This window comes from Lentzea sp. NPDC006480 (assembly GCF_040611995.1).
Lineage (GTDB): Bacteria > Actinomycetota > Actinomycetes > Mycobacteriales > Pseudonocardiaceae > Lentzea.
In genome coordinates, this window is the sequence record NZ_JBEXPJ010000345.1 from 1 (window position 1) to 1,775 (window position 1,775).

The following is a 1,775-nucleotide window of genomic DNA, read 5'->3' on the forward strand; positions in this document are numbered from 1 at the left end:
TTCCCGTCGAGCGGCAGAACCGCCCCGTTACGAATCTCGCGCCAGCTCGGATGCCAGGCCGGGACACCCCGATACAACGTCAAGCCGTCCCCGAGGAACTGCCGCAACTGCTCCGCCAGCTCCTGCTTCCCTTTTGGCGTGCCATGCCTCACCGCGTCCACACCGACGTACAGGTTCAACCCGTCCAACTTGTAGAAGTCCCCAACCCGAACCCCGCGCAGCTGGCGGTCGCCCAGGTCCAGGATCCCCGTGCCGTCCGTGTCACCGCTGTCCCCTCGCCAGGCCAGCACCTCACCGCCACCGCCAACCACTCGGGCGATCGTCCCCGACACGAACGCCTCCGCCACCTGCCGCCCCGCACCCCTCGAGTCCTTCGACAAGGTCACCCGCTGCGCCGACAGATTGGCGAGCACCCTCGCGAGGTCATCGGCGTTCACCACGCCCGGCCAACCCCAACGGCCGAGCTCGAAGTTCACCGCACCCAGAAGACCTTCCTGAGCGACCGGGTGCGAAACCAACTCCGGGTTGCCAACCTGCTCGTCCTCCACGTCGGACCCGGCTTCCGAGTCCGAGTACGGGTCGTTGCCCTCGACGTCATCGAAGAGCGAGCTGGTCTCGGAGTCGATGTCCGACAGGTTGTCGATGATTTCCTCGTCGTCGACGAGTTTCTGGTCGACGGCCACAGTCTGGCCGGTGGAGGAAGCGATCTGCGCCGGCGCGTCGGATCCGTGCTTGACGTCGGTCTGAGGCGCCCGGATGGCGTCCGGAGAGATCTCAGGGCCGGCGCTCCCGGTTGAGAGCGGCGTCGTGCTGGTCTCCTCTACGTCAATCTTCGGCGTGGTCGAGGGGAACGTGGTGGTCGACGTGGCCGGGTTCTGCGTCGCGGTGTTCGGCGTCGTCGCAGTGTTCGGCGCCGTGGCGTTCGGTTCAGGTGTCGTCGGCGTGGTCGGGGTCGACACGGCGGGACGCGACTGCGTCGTCGTGTCGGTAGCCGTGTCCGGCGTTGAGGTGGTCGGCGTGGCCGCGGTGTTTCCGATCTGGATGTCGTTCGAACTGTCCGTGGTCGACGTGGCAGGCGCGGTCGTGACGTTCCCTGATGGCTCTGACACGTTCGTAGTGACATCAGGCGACGCCAACGGCGGCGGCACCGACAACGCCGACGACTCCACAATGGACTGCGGCACCACCGCCGGCGCGCCGACCTTGTCCGCCAGGTTCGGCGTGCTCTGCGCCGAGGCATTAGGCGTCGCCGGAGCATTGGTCGACTGCGGCGCATTCGCGGTACTCGGCACGGTCGTCGACGACGCGACGTTGGTCGACGACGGCGCGTTCACAGAGGTGCTCGGCACGCTCGTCGGCGGAGGTGCCGACTGGCCCCGTAGAGGTGTGTCCGTCTGGCCCGCGCCGGTGGTGCCACCTGAGCTGCTCGACGTGTCGGGCGTATTGCTCGGACCACCGGGCGCGTTGGCAAGGCCACCAGGGGCATTGTTGCTTCCGCCGTTGCCCGAGTCGTGGCCACCCGAGATAGCCCGGAGGCCAACAGCACTGGCAGTCCCGCCATTCCCACCGCCGCCGTTGCCGCTTCGGTTGTCGCCACCGGCGATACCCGGCAGCTCCGCATACGGCGGCGCATACGGCGGGGCCGGGCTGTACGGCGGCAGAAGACTCTCGGACGAACCGTTGCCCGCCAAGCCGAACCTGGCACCACCAGTGCCGGGCTTGAGATCCGTGCCGGGCTTGAGATCCGTGCCGGGCTTGAGATCCGTGCCGGGCTT

Annotated in this window: 1 protein-coding gene and 1 pseudogene; one reads left to right on the forward strand and one right to left on the reverse strand. The window is 67.9% G+C overall.

The genetic code is table 11. The annotated features are described in order from the left end of the window. On the reverse strand, window positions 1-683 hold a 683-nt coding region (locus ABZX92_RS45815), incomplete at its 3' end, for a hypothetical protein (RefSeq protein WP_355572445.1). Window positions 684-837: 154 nt separating this feature from the next. Here ABZX92_RS45815 and ABZX92_RS45820 point away from each other — a divergent pair. Beyond that, window positions 838-1,775 (forward strand): annotated as a pseudogene (locus ABZX92_RS45820) (hypothetical protein); the annotation flags it as partial.